Source organism: Flavobacterium sp. GNP001 (genome assembly GCF_054343775.1).
On record NZ_JBTGUX010000001.1, the window covers coordinates 1,996,053 to 2,011,198 of the forward strand.

Sequence of the window (15,146 nt, forward strand, 5' to 3'; positions counted from 1 at the left end):
AACTAAATATCCTAATTAAAATCACTCCTCTACCAAAGCATCCAACTCCACCTTCAAGTTCTTGATAATAAACTCTTGTCGATCTGGCGTATTTTTGCCCATATAAAAGGAAAGTAACTGCTCAATCGACGTATTTTTATCCATCATAATAGGATCTAAACGAATGGTTTCTCCAATGAAATTCTTGAACTCATCTGGTGAAATCTCACCTAATCCTTTAAATCGTGTGATTTCTGGTTTTGGTTTTAGTTTTTCGATGGCATCTTTTCGCTCTTCTTCAGAGTAACAATAAATGGTTTCCTTCTTGTTTCGAACCCTAAACAATGGCGTTTGCAAAATATACAAATGCCCTTCTTTAATTAATTCTGGGAAAAATTGCAAGAAAAAGGTAATCAATAATAATCGAATGTGCATTCCATCGACATCGGCATCGGTAGCGATTACAATGTTGTTGTAACGCAACTTTTCGAGACCGTCCTCAATATCTAAGGCGGCTTGAAGCAAGTTGAATTCTTCGTTTTCGTAAACAATTTTTTTACTCATTCCGTAGGAGTTCAACGGCTTTCCACGCAAACTAAACACGGCTTGTGTATTCACATCGCGCGACTTGGTAATAGATCCCGAAGCCGAATCCCCCTCAGTTATAAAAAGCGTACTTTCTAAGTTTCTTGGGTTTTTAGTATCAGGCAAATGCGCACGACAGTCTCTTAATTTTTTATTGTGCAGGTTGGCTTTTTTAGCACGATCTGTAGCTAGTTTTCTAATTCCAGATAATTCTTTACGCTCACGCTCTGCCTGCAAAATTTTACGCAATAACGCTTCTGCCGTGGGTGGATTTTTATGTAAATAGTTATCTAACTTATTTTTGATAAAATCATTAACAAAAGTACGAACTGAAACTGGCGGCGTACCATCATCTGATCCCATATCTGTGGAACCCAATTTGGTTTTCGTCTGCGACTCAAATACCGGCTCCATTACCTTAATACTAATAGCACTCACAATAGATTTCCGAACATCTGAAGCTTCAAAGTTTTTGTTGTAAAACTCACGAATGGTTTTTACAATAGCCTCCCGATAGGCTGCTAAGTGCGTACCTCCTTGTGTGGTGTTTTGACCGTTTACAAACGAGTGGTATTCCTCACTGTACTGCGTTTTACTATGAGTAAGCGCAATTTCGATATCGTGTTCTTTAAGATGAATAATTGGATATTCTTGGTCTTCAACATTGATCGTTTCTTCTAACAAATCACGAAGTCCGTTTTCCGAAATGTATTTTTCACCATTAAAAATAATCGTCAAACCATTGTTTAAGTAACAATAGTTTTTGACCATTTTGACCACGTATTCCATTCGGAATTTATAATTCTTAAAAATGGTTTCATCAGGCGTAAAAGTTACTTTCGTTCCTTTACGCTTGGTGGTATCAATGATATCTTCTTCAAGGACCAAATTTCCAGCCGAAAACTCAGCGGCTTTTTGCTTGTCATCTCGAACTGATTCTACCCTAAAATAGTTCGACAACGCATTGACAGCCTTAGTACCCACACCGTTCAAACCAACCGATTTCTGGAACGCTTTAGAGTCGTATTTACCACCTGTATTCATTTTCGAAACCACATCAACGACCTTACCCAACGGAATTCCGCGACCGTAATCACGTACCGAAACCGTTTTGTCACGAATAGTCACCTCAATCGTTTTGCCCGAACCCATGACAAACTCATCGATACAGTTGTCAAGAACTTCTTTTAATAAAATATAAATACCGTCATCTGGCGAGGAGCCATCACCTAATTTCCCGATATACATCCCGGGACGCATACGAATGTGCTCTTTCCAGTCGAGTGACCGAATATTATCTTCGGTATATTGATTTTGATTGGACATGGTAAAAATTGTGGATTTTAACTTCGTTCAGTTAGGCCTTCGCTATCCGCCTAGCCCTCGAAAGCGCTAATATAATGCATCTCAAACTATATAAAAAGCAGATGCAAGCAAAGTTATTAAAAATGATATTGACAACGAAACTCCACCAACAATTTTGAAATCAGAGTCCGAATTTACTTTACAATAAAAGCCTTAGTTTTTTTTTATTTAGGACCACAGCAGTCCTCTTTTAAAGACACTCGCTCCCGCCATTCGCTGTATCTTGTACCGGCATAAATGCCACCGTCACAAGGATGCCGCTGCTGTCGGGGGTAATGAGACGAGTTTATTTAATTTGCTATTTAGCCAATATTTGGAATTAAAAAAGAGAAATCAATTTTCTCAATTCCGCATCCAATACTTCATTTGTAATCACGCCTTTTTCAAGATCGAAATTGTCATTAAAACTAGGTAACGAAAAAGTTGCTTTCACATCAGCTCCATAACGCGGAAAAGCATTTTTGGAAATTTCTAAAACCGAAGCGCCACCGCGTGCTCCCGGCGAGGTAGCCAGCAATAGCATGGGTTTGTCCTGAAAAACTTTTGGAGTAATTCGAGAACACCAATCGTAAATATTTTTAAAGGCCGCAGAATAATTACCGTTGTGCTCTGCCATTGACACCACTAGTAAATTAGCTGTAGAAAGCGCTTTTATAAAGGCTTTAGCTAGTTCATGCTGCCAAATTTCGGCTTCTAAATCAACGCTAAAAAGCGGCATTTGATAATCGTTTAAATCTATAACTTGTACTTCAGTTGCACTAAACAAACTTGCCGCATAAGTTGCCAAGTGTTTATTAATTGAATTTTTACTGTTGCTAGCGCCAAAAGCGATTATTTTCATGGGATTGGTTTGTGTATGAATAAAGTAACTTTTAATTATTTGATTTTTTCAAACACTTCATCTGATTGTAACCGTTTTAAGTTAATGAAGGTTTTGAATTCATTTCGTGTTGGTTTTGACAAGTAAGTTAAAGAATCAATGAGAATTGATTTTCTTTGAGTTAGTGAATCCATTCGTCTAACATCGTCTTGGGTGCCTAATGTTTTCCAGTGCAGCACATTTTTTGCTAAGTCAATAGTATTTACTGCCCAGTACAATGAATCCTTGTAGTTCAGTACTAATTTTCCATTAAATCTTTTTGCTTTTTGTGTGTTTGAGAAAACAAAAACAGTATCTATTTCCGTGTGAATAAACTCAATAGAATCACCAATGCTTTTGGCAATAAAAGCACGGTCATCGCCTTTGAAAAAGTATTTGTCGTTCTTAAAATCAAATTCTTGTTTTAAAGAGTCCAACTGTGTTTTGTGAATTTTAAATTTTCTATCAAATTCTCTACGAATCATTTTTTCAGAAATCATTAAGTGTACAGAGTCTGAATTTACAAAAGAACCTCTAAACTTAAATGGAATTTGAGACAATTCAGCATCATGAATTGGCTGTGGTTGTTCGTAATACAAAACATTCTCATCTGCTGGAAAATTTGCTTTTTTACAAGAAAAAACAAGTAAAGATATTGCTATTAACAGAAATTGCTTCATTTGAACCACTTAAAATTAAAGTGAATTTACAATTTATAATTGAATCGGAATTAGAAAGATTACAAAATTACCCCCGATTGCAGCGAAAAGCATTTTTAGATAAAGTCACTATTTTTTCTTGCACTAAAAGAGCGACCACCGGAAGCTCCTTTTAGGGCTTAGAAAAAGTGACTTTAGCTGAAAATCTTGAAGCGGAAAGCGGGATTGGGTTCAAAAAAAAAGTCGAAAGCTATTTCTAACTTTCGACTTTTCTATTTTTACTTGTAAAAACTAGACGTTAAATCTAAAGTGCATTACATCACCATCTTTTACAACATATTCTTTGCCTTCTACTTTAAATTTCCCAGCTTCTTTACATTTAGCTTCTGAACCGTAAGTTACATAATCCTCGTAAGAAATCACCTCGGCACGGATGAAACCTTTTTCGAAATCGGTGTGAATTACTCCTGCTGCCTGCGGTGCAGTTGAACCAATATTAATGGTCCAAGCGCGAACCTCTTTTACACCTGCAGTGAAATAAGTTTGTTGTTTTAGCAACTTGTAGGCAGCACGAATCAAAACAGATGCTCCCGGCTCCTCAAGTCCCATATCTTCAAGGAAAACCTGACGCTCTTCATAGCTTTCTAATTCTGTAATATCAGCCTCGGCTCCTACTGAAAGAATAATTACCTCGGCATCTTCATCTTTAACCAATTCTTTTACTTGGTCTACATATTTGTTTCCGTTTACAGCAGAGCTTTCGTCAACATTACAAACGTACAATACTGGTTTTGCGGTGATCAATTGAAAAGCTTCCATCAAAACCTCTTCATCATTGCTTTGAGGAACAATTGTTCGCGCTGATTTTGCTTGCAATAAAGCTTCACGAATGCGATCTAAAAGCGCTTTTTCAGTTTGCGCTTCTTTATTACCTGTTTTTGCAGCACGATTTACTTTTTCTAAACGTTTTTCAACAGTTTCTAAATCTTTTAACTGCAACTCGATATCAATAGTTTCTTTGTCGCGAATTGGGTTTACATTGCCATCTACGTGAACAATATTATCGTTATCAAAACAACGTAAAACGTGAATAATTGCATTACACTCTCTAATATTTCCAAGAAATTGATTTCCTAAACCTTCGCCTTTACTAGCGCCTTTTACCAAACCTGCAATATCAACGATATCTACAGTCGCCATTATTACGCGCTCTGGCTTTACCAATTCTTCTAGTTTGTTAATTCTGGGATCGGGAACGTTTACCACACCAATATTTGGTTCAATGGTACAAAAAGGAAAGTTAGCACTTTGCGCTTTTGCGTTTGACAAACAATTGAACAAAGTTGATTTTCCAACATTAGGTAACCCTACAATTCCTGCTTTCATGTGTAAATACTTTTTCTATAATAAAGAGACTTGCCACTTGTTACTGGCAATGCCATTAATTGATTTTACTCTTTTAGACCACGTTACAAAAATAAAGAAGGTGGCTTGTTGCTAAAAGTTGGCAAATATACCATTTTAAAATAGGTTTTCAATACGCAATAGAAGGCTTAAAACAGTAAGAACTGTTAAAATCGAAAAAAAATCAAAATTTGATACTAATGTTTTGTTAAAAGATATATATCTTGCAACCAAATTCTAATCAAACCAAAAAAATCACAACGTATTATGAAAAAATTCGCATTTTTATTAATTCTATTAAACATCTCCTTTGCCTTCGCACAGAAGCAGGTTTCGGGAGTTGTAAAAGACAACAGCGGCAACACACTCCCAGGAGTAAATATTGTTGAAAAGGGAACGCAAAACGGAGTATCGACAGATACTGATGGTTCGTACAAGATCAAAGTAAAAGATGGCGCAACTCTCGTATTTAGTTACGTGGGCTTTAATAAAGTAGAAAGAGCCGCTACTGAAGCCACAATTAATGTGGTTATGTCTGAAGAAGGTGGGCAAAATTTAAATGAAGTTGTAGTAACAGGAACTAGAACAGCTCCTCGAAGCAACACTACTTCAGCATTACCTATAGACGTATTGTCTTCAAAAGACTTAACTTCAACAGGACAAGCTACTTTTGACAAAGCGTTACAGTACAAAATCCCGTCATTTAACACAGTGCAAACTCCTGTTAATGATGCAACTTCTTTACTTGACCCGTATGAGATTAGAAACATGGGACCAAGTAGAACGTTGATCTTAATTAACGGTAAAAGAAAAAACTTAAGTTCTTTATTATATGTACAGACTTCTCCAGGACGCGGTGAAACAGGATCTGACATATCAGCAATTCCTACTGACGCAATTGAAAAAGTAGAGATTTTACGTGATGGTGCTTCTGCACAGTACGGCTCTGATGCGATTGCGGGTGTAATGAACATCATCTTAAAGAAAAACACAAATGGCCCATCGGTAACTATGAGAAGCGGAATGACTTCAGAAGGCGATGGTGAAATGATCGGTATTAGCTTAAATAACGGTTCTGAGGTAGGTGAAAAAGGATTCATCAACTATACAGTAGATTTTTCTAAAGTAAACCTTGCTAACAGACCCGGTAAAGTAGATGCGGCTGGAGAAGCAGCTGATTTTGGAGCATCACTAGCAGATGTACAATCGTTTTTAGCATTAAAACCAGATGCAGGAAACATCAATGGATCACCTGAAACTGCTGCTGCTAAATTTTTAGTTAATGGTGGATTTGGATTATCTGATGACACTTCACTGTACTATAATGCGGCTTATGTTTACAAAAAAGTAAATTCATTTGCCAACTACAGAACACCATATTGGAGAACTTTGGCTGATTATCCTTTCTTAGCTGATTTCTTCGGAAACGGAACTGCAGCTTCTTACAAAGGTTATGTACCTACTTTCACAGGAGATTTGAACGATTACAACGCAACATTAGGTTACAAAGCTGTGAAAAATGGTTGGAATACTGACGCAAGTATTACTGTTGGAGGAAACTCTCAGACGTACAGTGTAGAAAATTCATTTAACCGTTCTGACATTCAAGATGAAGATGGTAACAATGTTTACTTAGAGAATAGCCCTATCACATTCAAGCCTGGAGGAACTTCTTTCAATCATATTGTGGGTAACTTAGATATTTCTAAAAACTTATCTGACCAAGTTAGTATTGGATTTGGATCAGAAATTAGAACAGAAACTTTTGAAGTAACAGAAGGCGACAAAGCATCTTGGGACGGAATTGGTGCTGACTCATTTGCAGGAAACAGACCTGAAAACTCTGGGAAATGGAACCGTTACAATTTAGGAGCTTACTTTGATTTAGCTTATGACGTTACCGAAGATTTCTTAATTAATGGAACACTTCGTTACGAAGATTATAGCGATTTTGGTGGAGCTACAGTTTGGAAAATTAGCTCTAGATATAAATTTTTAGATGACAAAATTACTTTTAGAGGATCTGTGTCTACAGGTTTCAGAGCACCAACTTTGCACCAGATTTATACTCAAAAAGCACAATATTCTTTTGTAGCTGGTCAAGGAATTCAAGTAAGTGGTATCATCAATAACGTTTCACCACAAGCACGTATTTTGGGTGTACCGCAACTAGATGCTGAAAAATCTACTAACATTACTATTGGTTTTGGCGCTAAACCTTCTAAAAACTTTAGCCTTACGGTAGACTACTACAATATTAAAGTTAAAGACAGAATTGTTTTAGGTGACAGACAAGACACTCAATTTGGTAACATCGCTTACTTCTCTAATTCATTTGATTCAAGAACAGCAGGTTTAGATGTTGTGACAAACTACAGTAACATTCTACTTGGAGAAGGAAAATTAGGATTCAATTTATCTGGTAACGTGACTTTCCAAAATGAAAGAATTTCTCCTGTAACAAACAATTCATTTGGAGCAACTCTAGATGCATTGATGTTCACTTCAAGACCAGAAACTAAATGGATTTTAGGAGCAAACTATGAAATTGGCAAATTTGGTTTTTCTTTGAATAACACCTATTTCGGAAAATCAACTTTCAAACAAGATGGTATGAATGCAAACTTAAGAACTGAGTTTACACCAAAAATTGTTACTGATTTAGGAGTTACGTTCTCTGCTACTGATAAATTAACTTTAGCTTTAAATGTAAATAACCTTTTGAATGTTTTGCCAGAATGGAATTTCAAAGCTGAAAATGCAGCAGGTGTAGCGATCTTAAATGACCCAGCACAAGTTAAAACACAATCTAACTTGATCACATTTAACCAACGTTACTCTCAAATGACTTATGATGGATACCACTTTAGTCAATTAGGAACTATGTTCAATTTATCTTTGAACTACAAATTCTAATTTTAAAATATCCATATCACACAAAAAGGACTATCGCAAGATGGTCCTTTTTTTTCTGCACTTATGCAAAATAATAACCACAAAAAAAAACCTGAGAATATCTCAGGTTTTTTTTATGATTTACAATAAAAAGTTACTATTCGTTGTGTAAAAAAGCTTGTCTATTTAACAATGTTTCTTCGCTTTCTACGTGGTTATCATCAGGCACACAACAATCAACAGGACAAACTGCTGCACACTGTGGCTCGTCATGAAATCCTTTACACTCCGTACATTTTCCAGGAACGATGTAGTACACCTCATCAGAAATTGGAGTTTGAGCCGCCTCGGCATCTACTTCAGTTCCATCAGGAAGAATAATCGTACCCGATAATTTAGTTCCATCCTTGTACCTCCAATCATCTGCACCTTCATAAATTGCTGTATTTGGGCACTCTGGTTCGCAGGCCCCACAATTGATGCACTCGTCTGTTATAATAATTGCCATGATATATAATTTTTAAAGTCTGACGGTCTGTTGGCAACGATCAATTTCTTTTGAACGCTAGACCTTTGACTTTAGACATATTTATGCTTATTTTTGTGCAAAATTACAATCAAAACAATTCATAAGCAAACATTATGACATTAGAAACAAAAAAAAGTATTTTTGTTGCATTAGGTAAATTTCTCGGGCAATTTACAGCCAACAACACCTCAAAAAATGATGCAGTTTTGCATAATGATACTTTTTTTGACTCGTTTCATGATTTGATTCAGTTGTCGCAAAGTCACAACGGCTGGTACACTCCCGAGAATGTGTACTATGCCATTAATTCATGGGCACAAGCATTAACTTCTGAAAATTTAGATCAGTGGTTAGAATCCTATGAAATTGAGCATCAACAACCGAAAACCATTGCCTTAATATTGGCAGGAAATATTCCGCTGGTTGGTTTTCATGACTTTTTATCAGTTTTAATTTGTGGCCATAATGTGGTTGTTAAAACCTCTTCAAACGACCAACATTTATTGCCTTTTTTAGCCAAATACCTCATTGCAATTGAGCCTGAATTAGCTACTAAAATTGCTTTCGTTGAAGGCAAATTAGAAAATTTTGATGCTGTAATTGCAACTGGAAGTAACAATACAGCGCGTTACTTTGAATATTATTTTAAAGAAAAACCAGCCATCATCAGAAAAAGCCGCAATTCGGTAGCCGTATTAACCGGTAACGAAACTGCAGCACAACTCCATGCATTGGGCGAAGATATTTTTAGGTATTTTGGTTTGGGCTGCCGTAACGTTTCTAAACTGTTTGTTCCAAAAGACTACTCGTTTGTTCCGTTTTTTGAAGCAATTTTTGCCTACCAAGATGTGATTCATTACGAGAAATACGCCAATAATTACGATTACAACAAGGCCGTTTTCTTGATGAGCAATTTTAAATTACTTGACAATGGCTTTTTGACCATTAAAGAAGATGTGAGTCATGCCTCTCCAATTTCGAGTGTGTTTTATGAATTTTACGACAACCTAGATGAACTCAAAAATCGTTTAGAAAACGAAAAAGACCTACTACAGTGCATTGTATCAGATAATTTGATTGAAAACAGTGTCGCCTTTGGCGAAACTCAAAATCCGCGATTGTGGAATTACGCAGATAACATCGATACAATTTCATTTTTAACAAGTTTGCCGTAGAAAAAAGTGTAATTATTCCGAATTAAATAGTCCTTATTAAGCAAGTATTGCCGAAATTTGCACTTTAATTTTTTGGATATAAACTACACCATGAAAAATCACAACTACAGCGCAGGACCTTGCATTTTACCGCAAGAAGTTTTCGAAAAATCAGCACAAGCCATCCTTAATTTTAACAACTCTGGACTTTCACTTTTAGAAATTTCACACCGAAGTAAAGACTTCGTAGCCGTAATGGACCAAGCAAGAGCCTTAGTACTTGAATTGTTAGGCCTTGAAGGAAAAGGCTACCAAGCCTTATTTTTAGCAGGAGGAGCAAGTTTAGAATTTGTTATGGCTCCTTATAATTTAATGAAAGTAGGGGGAAAAGCTGCCTATTTAGATACAGGTACTTGGGCAGCAGGCGCTATCAAAGAAGCCAAACTATTTGGTGAAACCGTAGTCGTAGGATCATCAAAAGACGACAATTATAACCACATTCCAACAGGTTACAGCATTCCTACTGATGCCGATTATTTTCACTGCACGAGCAACAATACCATTTTTGGTACACAAATGAAAACTTTTCCAAATACTGAAGTGCCGGTAGTGTGCGATATGAGTTCGGATATTTTCTCGAGAGTATTAGACTTTTCTCAATTTGATTTGATTTATGCAGGCGCACAAAAAAACATGGGACCTGCTGGAACTACACTTGTTGTTGTAAAAGAATCAATCCTAGGGAAAAGTGGACGCGAGATTCCAAGCATGTTGGATTACAGCAAACATATTAAAGCCGAAAGCATGTACAATACACCGCCTGTTTTCCCGGTGTACACCTCATTATTAACCTTGCAATGGTTAAAAAATTTAGGTGGAATTGCAGCTATTGAAAAGCAAAATAACGCTAAAGCGGATTTATTGTATTCAGAAATTGATCGTAACCCATTGTTCAAAGGCGCCGCTGCAGTCGCTGATAGATCAGCAATGAATGCTACTTTTTTATTGAATGATGAGGCGCATGCCCCAATTTTTGATGAAATGTGGAAAGCAGCTGGGATCTCTGGACTACCAGGTCACCGCAGTGTAGGTGGTTACCGTGCCTCTATGTACAACGCATTACCTCTTGAAAGCGTACAAGTTTTAGTTGATGTAATGAAAGCTTTAGAAACGAAAGTGTAAAAGCCAAAAAAAAACGAACTACAAAAGCAATAGGCTCTAGCCCCGATTGTAATGGAAATCCTTTTATGTTTTTTCTTTAAAAACATAAAAGATTGCAATGGAAAGCGGGAAATAGCTTCTGATAAGATAAATAACTAGAGAATCGTTTAGGATTCTTAAAATATAAAAAAATGAAAGTATTAGCAAACGACGGAATTTCAAAAAGCGGAATTCTTGCCTTGGAGCAAGGCGGATTTGAAGTAATTACAACCAAAGTAGCTCAAGAGCAAGTAGCTAATTTTGTGAATGAAAATAATGTGAGCGTGGTTTTGGTACGTAGTGCAACCAAAGTTCGTAAGGATATTATTGATGCTTGTCCGGGACTAAAAATCATTGGTCGTGGTGGCGTAGGAATGGATAATATTGATGTGGATTACGCTAAAAGCAAAGGCATTCATGTGATTAACACACCAGCTTCGTCATCAGAATCGGTTGCAGAATTGGTATTTGCACATCTATTCTCTGGAGTACGTTTCTTACATGACTCGAATAGAAATATGCCACTTGAGGGCGATACTAACTTTGACGGACTTAAAAAAGCATACGCAAATGGTATTGAACTTAGAGGTAAAACATTAGGAATTGTTGGTATTGGCCGCATTGGTCAAGCTACTGCAAAAATGGCTTTGGGCTTAGGCATGAAGGTAATTGCAGCGGATAGTTTTATTCCTCAAGTGGATGTTACGGTATCATTTTTTGATGGTCAATCAATCACTACCACAATTGTATCTCAAAGTTTAGAAAGTGTTTTTAAAGAAGCTGATTTCATAACTCTTCACGTACCTGCACAAGACGGCTATATTATTGGTGAAAAAGAATTGAGCATCATGAAAAATGAAGTGGGCATTGTAAACTGCGCGCGTGGCGGTGTAATTGATGAAGTAGCTTTGGTAAAAGCCTTGGATAGCGGCAAAGTATTGTTTGCAGGATTAGACGTTTTTGAAAGCGAACCAACTCCTGAAATGGGCATTTTAATGCACCCAAAAATTTCGTTAACACCACATATTGGTGCCGCAACTGGTGAAGCACAAGACCGCATTGGTACAGAATTGGCACAACAAATTATCAGCCTTTTGGCATAACATAATACGATTTCAGGCCTAATTTAAAAAGGATTTATTTCAATGAAATAAATCCTTTTTTTTATTTAGCTTTGAGAACTAAACAACATCAAAAACCTATGTTAGAACAATTAACCCAATTAGCACAACAGTTTGGAGTAGAATCAGTTGTAAAAAACAATGCAATTCCAAATGAACAAAACGAAGCCGTAATTCAAGAAACAAGTGGTTCTATTTTTGCTGGCTTACAAAAAATAGCTTCTGAAGGCGGCGTGGAACAATTAGCATCCCTATTTCAAGGTAACAATGCTCAAAATGCATCCAATCCTGTGGTTCAAAAACTAACCGAAAAACTCACAGGAAGCTTAGGTCAAAAATTTGGAATTAATAGCGAAACCGCAGCCGGTGTGGCAGGAAACTTAATTCCACAAATCCTTGGTTCATTAGTAAACAAAGCTAAAGATCCAAATGATAGTAGTTTTCAAATCTCGGATATCATTGCAGCAATCTCAGGAGGTGGAGCAAACGGCTCTAGCATTATGGATGCTGTTTCAAAATACGGCGGGCAGTTTGGACTAGATCAAAACGCTGACGGAAAAATAGATGTTAGTGATGCAATGGCCGCTGTTTCAGGAAAAAGTGGCGGATTAGGAGGTTTACTCGGAAAACTATTTGGAAAATAAAATATTAAAAATCACTCAATTGGGTGATTTTTTTTTGTCAAATGGTTTACTAAAAAGAGAATATAGTTGTAAATTTAGGGTAAATTTTCAGTTATGAAACGCAGTCTCTATATCCTAGGAATAATAGCGCTCATTATGTACAGTTGTGCTACAACTACGCCATTAACAGCGGTGAAAATTCCATCAAATAATGTTGCTAGTGATACCATTAGAATAGCAAATGAGGAGCTCGAATACGAAGTGATCATTATTGAGCCCGGTTTTAATGCTTGGCTTAATGGCAATGCTTTGCCAAGAAATTATCATACCCAATCTTTTCTCGAAAATAAAAACCGTCTCTATATAACCGAATGGAATAACCGTGTTTTACAGCCTATGCGATTCGATCCTAATTTGTATGAAATGACAATTAATTACGACCCAACCATTAACTATGGCTACGAAGTAAATTATCTAATTTATAATTACATGATTTTTTTTCAAAACACTTACAAACAGCAGCTCTATGGTTTTGTTCCCATTAGATAATGTAAGTATCTTTGTAAGCAGATAAAAATATAGAATGAATAAACTCAAACAACGTTGGGGTGTTACAAGTAATTACCAACTTACAATAATTTTTATTGTTTTCGCTATTACTGGCTCTGCCTCTGCATGGCTGTCTAAGCCTTTATGCGTGTGGATAGGCATTACCAAAGAAACTCTTGGCTGGGGTTATTATCCGCTAAGATTCTTGTTAGTATTCCCAATTTATCAAGTTTTATTGGTATTGATAGGTTTTATATTCGGGCAATTCAAATTCTTTTGGACATTTGAAAAGAAAATGCTTCGCCGTATTGGCTTGGGATTTTTATTAAAAGAATAAAAAAAACGCCTTATTAGGCGTTTTCCTTCTTGATAACATATTTATAAAGCCAAGCTAGTGTAAAGGTGGGCACAAAATCAGAGAATGGCAATACCTCTTCGACAAATGCCAAAATACCACCAACTTTTCCTAAAGTTCCTTTGTACATTCGAGTCATTAGAAAACCAGCGAATGGCGCCCAAATCACATCTGAAAATTCGCCTAGAAACGGAATTGTAAAAGACAGCATTCCAATTGCATCAAATATAATACTCAGAGCCAAAAGACGCATTTTGGACTGGGTTTCAGGAACAGCAACAGGGTTATTCATTTGTATTACTTTTTAATATTTCACAAAGCAGTTACAAATCTAATGCCAATTATTTTTTGAGCTTGTCTTTGTACATTTTTTGCAATTTCTCAATTTTAGGAGTAATTACATAACTGCAATAACCTTGCGTTTTGTTTTGATTGTAATAATTCTGATGGTAATCCTCAGCAACATAAAAAGCAGTAGCCGGCGAAATTTGAGTTACAATCGGCTTTCCAAAAGTATTTTCGCTAGTCATTAAAGCAATATAATCTGTGGCTAACTGTTTTTGGGCCTCATTGTGGTAAAAAATCTCGCTGCGGTATTGTGTACCTGAATCGGCACCTTGACGGTTCAATGTTGTTGGATCGTGTGTGGCAAAAAATATTTCTAGCAATTCGCCATAGGTAATTTTTTTAGGATCAAATGTAATTTCAATCGCCTCGGCATGGCCTGTCATACCGCCGCTTATTTCTTGATAAGTTGGATTCAATGTACGTCCGCCAATGTACCCTGAAACTACTTTAGTTACGCCATCTAGTTGTAAAAATAACGCTTCGGTACACCAAAAACAGCCACCTGCAAATGTGGCAACATCCCAATCTTTTTGAATTTCCATATTATTCTTCTCTATACTTTTAGGTACTAAAACTGCTTTTTCTTTGGCACAAGATGAAAAAGGAAGTAATGCCAAAAAAACACCTATCATTTTTTTCATAGTGTAATTTTTAAATCAAAGTTACAAGATAAGCAACAGTCTTGCCCTTGTCATTAACTAAAGTTTATCGTTTGTTAAACTAAAATTACGAAGGATCTTTTTAATAATACTTAAAATCTTTGTTTCTTTGTCAAAACAGTTTCAAAAAATGATCCAAGCTACCAATTTGCATAAATATTACGACCAATTACACGTTCTAAAAGGAGTCGATTTACATATTAAACAAGGTGAAATCGTATCGATTGTAGGCGCGTCAGGAGCTGGAAAAACAACTTTGCTACAACTGTTAGGTACCCTAGACAAACCCACTGTTGCGGCAAGCAAGCATCATGCAACGCCTGGCGAATCCTCATTACTTATCAACGGGCAGGATATCACAAAAATGAACGACACGACTTTGTCACAATTCAGAAATCTTAACTTAGGTTTTATTTTTCAATTTCATCAACTTTTACCCGAGTTCACTGCTCTAGAGAACGTATGCATACCCGCTTTGATTGCCAAAAAATCAAAAAAAGAAACCGAGGCCGAAGCAATAAAACTCCTCACCTATTTGGGTTTAGCGCACCGTATTGATCATAAACCAAATGCACTTTCTGGCGGAGAACAGCAGCGTGTGGCAGTTGCTAGAGCTTTAATCAACAAACCAGCTGTGATTTTTGCCGATGAGCCATCAGGAAATTTAGATACCGTATCAGCCGAAAATTTGCACCAGCTATTTTTTAAATTACGTGACGAATTCGGACAGACTTTTGTCATCGTTACGCACAACGAGGAGCTCGCCAATATGGCCGACAGAAAATTAATTATGGTTGACGGGCAAATTAGTAATTAGGAGCTAATTAGCTACGTTGAATCTTTGATGTCCAGCTATCCACTA

Annotated in this window: 15 protein-coding genes; 8 read left to right on the forward strand and 7 right to left on the reverse strand. The window is 36.6% G+C overall.

The annotated features are described in order from the left end of the window. Positions 1 to 21: 21 nt before the first annotated feature. From ACXX8U_RS08435 to ychF, 4 genes are all read right to left on the reverse strand, one after another. Positions 22 to 1,890: a DNA topoisomerase IV subunit B gene (locus ACXX8U_RS08435; RefSeq protein WP_458565470.1), complete on the reverse strand. Its 1,869-nt coding sequence runs from the start codon at positions 1,888 to 1,890 to the stop codon at positions 22 to 24. Between the two features lie 358 nt (positions 1,891 to 2,248). After that, on the reverse strand, positions 2,249 to 2,770 hold the full coding sequence (locus ACXX8U_RS08440) for an NADPH-dependent FMN reductase (protein WP_458565471.1): 522 nt from the start codon (positions 2,768 to 2,770) through the stop codon (positions 2,249 to 2,251). A 35-nt stretch (positions 2,771 to 2,805) separates the two neighbouring features. Then, on the reverse strand, positions 2,806 to 3,468 hold the full coding sequence (locus ACXX8U_RS08445) for a hypothetical protein (protein WP_458565472.1): 663 nt from the start codon (positions 3,466 to 3,468) through the stop codon (positions 2,806 to 2,808). Between the two features lie 270 nt (positions 3,469 to 3,738). Next, positions 3,739 to 4,833, reverse strand: coding sequence for a redox-regulated ATPase YchF (gene ychF / locus ACXX8U_RS08450; protein WP_458565473.1), 1,095 nt, complete (start codon positions 4,831 to 4,833; stop codon positions 3,739 to 3,741). A gap of 285 nt (positions 4,834 to 5,118) precedes the next feature. Between ychF and ACXX8U_RS08455 the strand changes: the two genes are divergently transcribed. Then, entirely contained in the window at positions 5,119 to 7,767 is a 2,649-nt protein-coding gene (locus ACXX8U_RS08455) for a TonB-dependent receptor (protein ID WP_458565474.1), read from the forward strand. A 136-nt stretch (positions 7,768 to 7,903) separates the two neighbouring features. Here ACXX8U_RS08455 and ACXX8U_RS08460 read toward each other — a convergent pair whose 3' ends face one another. Beyond that, a complete protein-coding gene (locus tag ACXX8U_RS08460; protein WP_166137409.1) occupies positions 7,904 to 8,254 on the reverse strand; it encodes a 4Fe-4S dicluster domain-containing protein in 351 nt (116 codons plus the stop codon). Positions 8,255 to 8,388: 134 nt separating this feature from the next. Here ACXX8U_RS08460 and ACXX8U_RS08465 point away from each other — a divergent pair, with 134 nt between their 5' ends. The 6 genes from ACXX8U_RS08465 (at position 8,389) to ACXX8U_RS08490 (ending at position 13,259) form a co-directional block, all read left to right on the forward strand. Further along, entirely contained in the window at positions 8,389 to 9,450 is a 1,062-nt protein-coding gene (locus tag ACXX8U_RS08465; RefSeq protein ID WP_458565475.1) for an acyl-CoA reductase, read from the forward strand. 90 nt (positions 9,451 to 9,540) lie between these two features. Continuing rightward, positions 9,541 to 10,611: a 3-phosphoserine/phosphohydroxythreonine transaminase gene (serC, locus tag ACXX8U_RS08470; RefSeq protein WP_458565476.1), complete on the forward strand. Its 1,071-nt coding sequence runs from the start codon at positions 9,541 to 9,543 to the stop codon at positions 10,609 to 10,611. A 170-nt stretch (positions 10,612 to 10,781) separates the two neighbouring features. After that, positions 10,782 to 11,732 carry a D-2-hydroxyacid dehydrogenase gene (locus ACXX8U_RS08475; protein WP_458565477.1) on the forward strand — a complete coding sequence of 317 codons (951 nt, stop codon included), beginning with the start codon at positions 10,782 to 10,784 and terminating at the stop codon, positions 11,730 to 11,732. Positions 11,733 to 11,830: 98 nt separating this feature from the next. Further along, positions 11,831 to 12,394, forward strand: a complete 564-nt coding sequence (locus ACXX8U_RS08480; RefSeq protein WP_458565478.1) for a hypothetical protein — start codon at positions 11,831 to 11,833, stop codon at positions 12,392 to 12,394. A 93-nt stretch (positions 12,395 to 12,487) separates the two neighbouring features. After that, the gene (locus tag ACXX8U_RS08485; protein ID WP_458565479.1) at positions 12,488 to 12,922 is read left to right on the forward strand and encodes a DUF6146 family protein; all 435 of its coding nucleotides are present in this window, start codon (positions 12,488 to 12,490) and stop codon (positions 12,920 to 12,922) included. Between the two features lie 34 nt (positions 12,923 to 12,956). After that, on the forward strand, positions 12,957 to 13,259 hold the full coding sequence (locus tag ACXX8U_RS08490) for a DUF6787 family protein (protein ID WP_166137394.1): 303 nt from the start codon (positions 12,957 to 12,959) through the stop codon (positions 13,257 to 13,259). 13 nt (positions 13,260 to 13,272) lie between these two features. On the opposite strand, the gene ACXX8U_RS08495 is transcribed toward ACXX8U_RS08490, so the two are convergent. Beyond that, complete coding sequence (locus tag ACXX8U_RS08495) at positions 13,273 to 13,569, reverse strand: hypothetical protein (RefSeq protein WP_458565480.1); 297 nt, start codon at positions 13,567 to 13,569, stop codon at positions 13,273 to 13,275. Positions 13,570 to 13,618: 49 nt separating this feature from the next. Next, entirely contained in the window at positions 13,619 to 14,266 is a 648-nt protein-coding gene (msrA, locus tag ACXX8U_RS08500) for a peptide-methionine (S)-S-oxide reductase MsrA (RefSeq protein ID WP_458565481.1), read from the reverse strand. A 148-nt stretch (positions 14,267 to 14,414) separates the two neighbouring features. On the opposite strand from msrA, the gene ACXX8U_RS08505 reads away from it, so the two are divergent. After that, on the forward strand, positions 14,415 to 15,101 hold the full coding sequence (locus ACXX8U_RS08505) for an ABC transporter ATP-binding protein (protein WP_458565482.1): 687 nt from the start codon (positions 14,415 to 14,417) through the stop codon (positions 15,099 to 15,101). Positions 15,102 to 15,146 lie beyond the last annotated feature (45 nt).

What these genes read in the sequence shown, in the direction of transcription:
- ACXX8U_RS08435 (WP_458565470.1), bottom strand. Translation starts at nt 1,890, where the DNA reads ATGTCCAATCAAAATCAATATACCGAAGATAATATTCGGTCACTCGAC.
- ACXX8U_RS08440 (WP_458565471.1), bottom strand. Translation starts at nt 2,770, where the DNA reads ATGAAAATAATCGCTTTTGGCGCTAGCAACAGTAAAAATTCAATTAAT.
- ACXX8U_RS08445 (WP_458565472.1), bottom strand. Translation starts at nt 3,468, where the DNA reads ATGAAGCAATTTCTGTTAATAGCAATATCTTTACTTGTTTTTTCTTGT.
- ychF (WP_458565473.1), bottom strand. Translation starts at nt 4,833, where the DNA reads ATGAAAGCAGGAATTGTAGGGTTACCTAATGTTGGAAAATCAACTTTG.
- ACXX8U_RS08455 (WP_458565474.1), top strand. Translation starts at nt 5,119, where the DNA reads ATGAAAAAATTCGCATTTTTATTAATTCTATTAAACATCTCCTTTGCC.
- ACXX8U_RS08460 (WP_166137409.1), bottom strand. Translation starts at nt 8,254, where the DNA reads ATGGCAATTATTATAACAGACGAGTGCATCAATTGTGGGGCCTGCGAA.
- ACXX8U_RS08465 (WP_458565475.1), top strand. Translation starts at nt 8,389, where the DNA reads ATGACATTAGAAACAAAAAAAAGTATTTTTGTTGCATTAGGTAAATTT.
- serC (WP_458565476.1), top strand. Translation starts at nt 9,541, where the DNA reads ATGAAAAATCACAACTACAGCGCAGGACCTTGCATTTTACCGCAAGAA.
- ACXX8U_RS08475 (WP_458565477.1), top strand. Translation starts at nt 10,782, where the DNA reads ATGAAAGTATTAGCAAACGACGGAATTTCAAAAAGCGGAATTCTTGCC.
- ACXX8U_RS08480 (WP_458565478.1), top strand. Translation starts at nt 11,831, where the DNA reads ATGTTAGAACAATTAACCCAATTAGCACAACAGTTTGGAGTAGAATCA.
- ACXX8U_RS08485 (WP_458565479.1), top strand. Translation starts at nt 12,488, where the DNA reads ATGAAACGCAGTCTCTATATCCTAGGAATAATAGCGCTCATTATGTAC.
- ACXX8U_RS08490 (WP_166137394.1), top strand. Translation starts at nt 12,957, where the DNA reads ATGAATAAACTCAAACAACGTTGGGGTGTTACAAGTAATTACCAACTT.
- ACXX8U_RS08495 (WP_458565480.1), bottom strand. Translation starts at nt 13,569, where the DNA reads ATGAATAACCCTGTTGCTGTTCCTGAAACCCAGTCCAAAATGCGTCTT.
- msrA (WP_458565481.1), bottom strand. Translation starts at nt 14,266, where the DNA reads ATGAAAAAAATGATAGGTGTTTTTTTGGCATTACTTCCTTTTTCATCT.
- ACXX8U_RS08505 (WP_458565482.1), top strand. Translation starts at nt 14,415, where the DNA reads ATGATCCAAGCTACCAATTTGCATAAATATTACGACCAATTACACGTT.